This is a genomic window from Mesorhizobium sp. M7A.F.Ca.US.014.04.1.1, from assembly GCF_003998745.1.
GTDB lineage: Bacteria > Pseudomonadota > Alphaproteobacteria > Rhizobiales > Rhizobiaceae > Mesorhizobium > Mesorhizobium ciceri.
Genome location: NZ_RZRW01000417.1, coordinates 1 through 5,126, shown reverse-complemented (window position 1 = coordinate 5,126; position 5,126 = coordinate 1). Strand labels below are relative to the sequence as shown.

Below are 5,126 nucleotides of genomic sequence, written 5' to 3'. Positions count from 1 at the left end.
GTCCACAACCTCGCCTTCCAGGGCCAGTTCGGCGCCGGTCGCATTGCCATAGGGGCCGCCGGGACGGTCGAACAGATGCGGCGCATCGAGCACGAACAGTTCGAGCCCGGCGAGTTGGACGGAATGGACAGAGGCCTTGCCGCCCTGCAGCAAGGGGTATTGCAGAACCGCCCGCTTTTTCTTGAAGGCAGCCATGACGGTCGGAAAGCCGGGCATGAGCGTGCGCACGGTCACGCCCTTGGCCGCCAAGGCAATGGGCAGCGCGCCGGTCACGTCGGCAAGCCCACCGGTCTTGATGAGCGGGAAAATTTCCGGCGTGACCGACAGAACCTGCATGCGTCAGAGCCCCAGCTTGTCGATCATGTCCTGGGTGACCAGGCAGATGCCCTTTTCGGAAACGCGGAAGCGCTTGGCGTCGAGAATAGGATCTTCGCCGACCACCAGCCCTTCCGGTATCCTAACACCATGGTCGATGACCACGCGCTTCAACTTTGCGTTCCGGCCGACATGAACGTCGGGCAGCATGACGACTTCTTCGAGCGTCGAATAGGAATTGATGCGCGCGCCGGTGAAGATCAGGCTTTTTTTCAGCGAAGCCCCCGAGACGATGCAATCGCCCGAAACCAGCGAAGACACAGCCGAACCGCGGCGGCCATCCTCGTCATGCACGAACTTTGCCGGCGGCTTCAATTCGGCATAGGTCCAGATCGGCCAGTCGCGGTCGTAGAGGTCGAGTTCCGGCGTGATATCGGTCAGGTCGATATTGGCTTCCCAATAGGCGTCGACCGTTCCGACGTCGCGCCAGTAGGCCTCGTTCTCGGCGGTCGAACGGACGCAGGACTTGGCGAAGCGGTGCGCGATCGCCTTACCGTGCTGGACGATATAGGGGATGATGTCCTTGCCGAAGTCGCGGCTCGAGCCCGGCTCGGCCGCATCGCGGCGCAACTGCTCCATCAGAAACTTGGTCTTGAAGACGTAAATGCCCATCGAGGCCAAGGCAAACTCCGGCTTATCGGGAATGCCGGGCGGATCGGCGGGCTTTTCGACGAAGGCGATGATGTTGTCCTTGCCATCGACATGCATGACGCCGAAGCCGGTGGCTTCCATGCGCGGCACTTCGAGGCAGCCAACGGTGACGTCGGCATTGGCGTCGACGTGCTGGCGAAGCATCATCTCGTAGTCCATCTTGTAGATGTGGTCGCCAGCCAGGATGACCATGTATTCGGGTCCGTAGGCCTCGATGATGTCGATGTTCTGATAGACGGCGTCAGCCGTGCCCTCATACCACTGCGTTTCCGAGACGCGCTGGCTGGCCGGCAGGATGTCGAAGCTTTCGTTTCGCTCTGGGCGCAGGAAGTTCCAGCCGCGCTGCAAATGACGGATCAGCGAATGTGCCTTGTACTGGGTGGCAACGCCGAGGCGTCGAATGCCGGAGTTAAGCGCGTTGGAGAGCGCGAAGTCGATGATGCGCGTCTTGCCGCCGAAATAGACGGCCGGCTTGGCACGCCGGTCGGTCAGTTCCTTGAGGCGGCTGCCACGGCCGCCGGCCAATACATAGGCCATGGCATCGCGCGCCAGCGGCTGGGTCCGTTTCAAGTCTGCCATTTCTACCCTCCCAAGTTACTCGATCTCGACATGTTACTCAGTGTCGATGGGTTCAGTCGGCGACGAGCTCGAGCATGATCGTGGACAGCGGCGGCAAGAGCATCGTCGCGGCGATGCTTCCTTCCTCCGCCCGTGCCTCGACCATGCCGCCATTGCCCTTGCCGGAACCGCCATATTCAGAAGCGTCGGTGTTGATGATCTCGCGCCATTTGCCTGATGTCGGCAACGGCACGCGATAATTATCGCGCGGCACCGGCGTGAAATTGGAAATGACGGCCACCGGGCTGCCGCCCGGCGCGCTGCGCAGCCAGGCAAAAACCGAATTCTGGCTGTCGTCGACGATCAGCCAGGAAAACCCTTCCGGTTCGCAGTCGCGGCCATGCAGCGCCGGGCGCGAACGGTAGAGATAGTTGAGATCGCGCACCGTCTGCCAAACGCCGCGATGCGGCCGGAATTCAAGCAGGTTCCAGTCGAGCGCGCGCGCCTCGCTCCATTCGCGGCGCTGCGCGAACTCCTGCCCCATGAAAAGCAGCTTCTTGCCGGGATAGCCCCACATGAAAGCGTAGTAGGCGCGTAGCGTCGCAAACTTCTGCCAGTCGTCGCCGGCCATCTTGCCAAGCAACGTGCCTTTGCCGTGCACAACCTCGTCATGCGAGAGCGGCAGCACGAAATTCTCCGAGAAGGCGTAGGTCAGGCCGAAGGTGAGGTCGTTGTGGTGGTGCTTTCGGAAGATCGGCTCCTTGGAGAAATACTCCAGCGTGTCGTGCATGAAGCCCATATTCCACTTGAAGCCGAAGCCGAGGCCGCCTTCATGCACCGGTGCCGAGACCTTCGGCCATGAGGTCGATTCCTCGGCTATGGTCATGACGCCCGGATGATGGCCGTAGACCTCCTTGTTCATCTTCTGCAGGAAGCTGACCGCCTCGAGATTCTCGCGGCCGCCCTTCTCGTTGGGGATCCATTCGCCGGCCTTGCGTGAATAGTCGAGGTAGAGCATCGAGGCGACCGCGTCGACGCGCAAACCGTCGACATGGTATTTCTCGGCCCAGAACAGCGCATTGTTGACCAGGAACGACACCACCTCGCGGCGGCCGAAATTGTAGATCGCGGTGTTCCAGTCGGGATGAAAACCCTTGCGCGGATCGGCATGTTCATAGAGCGCGGTGCCATCGAAATTGGCCAGGCCATGCGCGTCGACCGGGAAATGTGCCGGCACCCAGTCGAGGATGACGCCGACGCCGGCGCGGTGGGCGCCATCGACGAAACGGGCAAAGCCGTCCGGGTCGCCAAAGCGGGCCGATGGCGCGTAAAGGCCGGTCGTCTGGTAGCCCCAGGACGGGTCGTAGGGATGTTCAGAGATCGGCATGAATTCGATGTGGGTGAAACCGGTCTCAACCACATAGGGGATCAGCCGGTCGGCCAACTCGTCCCATGACAGGAACGTTCCGTCGTCGCGAAGCTGCCAGGAGCCGGCATGGACCTCGTAGATCGAGATGGCTTCTCGCCGGTGATCGGCATTGCGCCAGAAATTGCGATGCGCCTCGTCGCCCCACTCGTGCGCCGGCGGCACCGCCACGACCGAAGCAGTAGCCGGACGCAGTTCGGATTTGAAGGCGAACGGGTCGGCCTTCAGCGGCAGCCTCACACCATCGGGGCCGATGATCTCGTATTTGTAGGGTCGTCCGGCACCGATGTCGGGTATGAACAGTTCCCAGATGCCGGTGTCGCGGCGGTCTCGCATGGTGTGCCGGCGGCCGTCCCACTCGTTGAAGTCGCCGACCACCGAGACGCGCCGCGCATTGGGAGCCCAGACGGCGAAATGCACTCCGGTGGCGCCTTCGTGATCAATGACATGGGCGCCGAGCTTATCGAACAGCCTGAGATGCGAGCCTTGGGCGATGTAGTAATCGTCCATCGGGCCCAGCACCGGACCGAACGAATAGGGATCGGTCAGCCACCAGTCGCCGCCGGCGTTCCTGGCATGATAGCGCAGGGGTTGCCGCTTCTTGATCGAGAGCTTGCCTTCGAAAAAGCCGCCATCGTTGCGCCTGGACAGTTCACCCGCGATGGTGCCGGTCAGCGTGTAGGCGGTGACGAATTCGGCATTCGGAACAAAGCACCGGGCATACAGGCTCTTGCCGACCTCATGGACACCAAGGACGGCGAAGGGATCTCCGTGCGTGCCGGCAACAATCGCCGCAACATCGCCGGCTGGCGCCAGTCCATCCGGCCCGCTTGTCGCAGCGGTCGCGCGCGGCTTCTTCATCAGGCAGTGTCCCTCCCCGGGCACCAAGTGTTTGTTTCTAGTGATGTAAATCCAACATTCAAATTCACATCACCGGGACCACATTGTTTGCGGCCTCATGCAATCACATCAGACAGGCACGTTCCAGATTTCTTTCGCATATTGGCGGATCGTGCGATCGGAGGAGAACCAGCCGACACGCGCAACGTTGCGGATTGCCCGGGCGTACCAGTCGGGACTGTTGCGCCAGACCGCATCGACCTCACGCTGGGCGGCGGCATAGGCATCGAAATCGGCGGCAACCATGAACCAGTCGCTGTTGTAGAGACCGTTGATGAGATCGCGGTAACGCTCCGGATCGTCCGGCGAGAAGACGCCTGACGAAACAGCCGCAACCGCTTGCGCCAGCTCAGGCGAGCCTTCGATGACGGCGCGCGGATCGTAGCCGTTGTTGCGCCGCTCGGCGACCTCGGCGGTGGTCAGGCCGAAGATGAAGATGTTGTCGTCGCCGACGCATTCCTTGATCTCGACATTGGCACCGTCGAGCGTGCCGATGGTCAGCGCACCGTTCAGCGCGAACTTCATGTTGCCGGTGCCCGACGCTTCCATGCCGGCGGTCGAGATCTGTTCGGACAGATCGGCGGCCGGCATCATGATCTCGGCAAGGCTGACATTGTAGTTCGGCACGAACACCACCTTCAGCAGACCGCGCACGGCCGGATCGCGGTTGATGACCTTGGCGACATCGTTGGCGAGTTTGATGATCAGCTTGGCATTGTGGTAGCTGGGCGCCGCCTTGCCGCCGAAGAATTTCACGCGCGGCATCCAGTCGCGCTCGGGATGCGAGCGGATCTGGTCGTAGAGGGCAATCGCCTCGAGGATATTCAGAAGCTGGCGCTTGTATTCATGGATACGCTTGATCTGGATGTCGAAAAGCGCCGAGGGATCGACCTTGATGCCGAGCCGGTCGGCGACGAGGTTGGCCAGCCGCGCCTTGTTGGCTCGCTTGACGGCGGCGAACTTGTCGCGAAAGGCGGCATCGCCGGCGAAACCGTCGAGATCCTTGATGGCGTCGATGTCATCGAGAAAGCGGTCGCCGATCGCCTCGCGGGCAAGCGACGTCAGCCCGGGATTACACTGGATCAGCCAGCGCCGCGGCGTGATGCCGTTGGTCTTGTTGTTGATGCGATCGGGATAGAGCTTGTGCAGATCGTCTATGCCATCAACGCTGAAGTGCTTCTGGAGGCGCGTGCGACCAACCAGTTCTCGGACGAGC

The 5,126-nt window shown here is 61.7% G+C and carries 4 protein-coding genes; all 4 read right to left on the bottom strand.

Going from position 1 to position 5,126, the window contains the following annotated elements:
* On the bottom strand, positions 1-336 hold a 336-nt coding region (locus EOA22_RS23790; RefSeq protein WP_206521324.1), incomplete at its 3' end, for a glycogen/starch synthase.
* Between the two features lie 3 nt (positions 337-339).
* Positions 340-1,605 carry a glucose-1-phosphate adenylyltransferase gene (glgC, locus tag EOA22_RS23785; protein WP_013532699.1) on the bottom strand — a complete coding sequence of 422 codons (1,266 nt, stop codon included), beginning with the start codon at positions 1,603-1,605 and terminating at the stop codon, positions 340-342.
* Between the two features lie 52 nt (positions 1,606-1,657).
* Positions 1,658-3,871 (bottom strand): 1,4-alpha-glucan branching protein GlgB, encoded by a 2,214-nt coding sequence (gene glgB, locus EOA22_RS23780; RefSeq protein WP_013532700.1) that lies wholly within the window; start codon positions 3,869-3,871, stop codon positions 1,658-1,660.
* A gap of 108 nt (positions 3,872-3,979) precedes the next feature.
* The coding region (gene glgP, locus EOA22_RS23775; RefSeq protein WP_245478675.1) for a glycogen/starch/alpha-glucan family phosphorylase at positions 3,980-5,126 on the bottom strand (1,147 nt) is incomplete at its 5' end.